General features: G+C 70.8%; 1 protein-coding gene. It reads right to left on the bottom strand.

Annotation, left to right across the window (positions count from 1 at the left end; all coding sequences use genetic code 11):
• Nucleotides 1-394 (bottom strand): glutamine amidotransferase-related protein (locus tag IO33_RS0142080; protein WP_031174347.1); only part of this gene is annotated, 394 nt, incomplete at both ends.

Raw genomic sequence — 394 nt, 5'->3', positions numbered from 1 at the left:
GTTGTGCGCGGTGACCTCGACCTTGCCGGTCGTACGGTCCTGGACCGGCTGGTTGATGCCCCGGTGGCCGTACTTCAGCTTGTACGTGCCGAAGCCGAGGGCGCGGCCGAGGATCTGGTTGCCGAAGCAGATGCCGAACAGCGGGGTCCTGCGCTCCAGGACGGCCGTCATCAGCGCGACCGGGCCGTCGGCGGTCGCCGGGTCGCCGGGGCCGTTGGAGAAGAACACGCCGTCCGGGTCGACGGCGAAGACCTCGTCCGCCGTGGCGGTGGCCGGCAGGACGTGGACCTCGATGCCGCGCTCGGCCATCCGGTGCGGGGTCATGCCCTTGATGCCGAGGTCGATCGCGGCGACGGTGAACCTCTTCTCGCCGATCGCCGGGACGACGTACGCC

This window comes from Streptomyces durhamensis (genome assembly GCF_000725475.1).
In the GTDB taxonomy this organism is placed as follows: Bacteria; Actinomycetota; Actinomycetes; order Streptomycetales; family Streptomycetaceae; genus Streptomyces; species Streptomyces filipinensis.
This window is presented reverse-complemented; position numbering and strand designations above follow the sequence as displayed.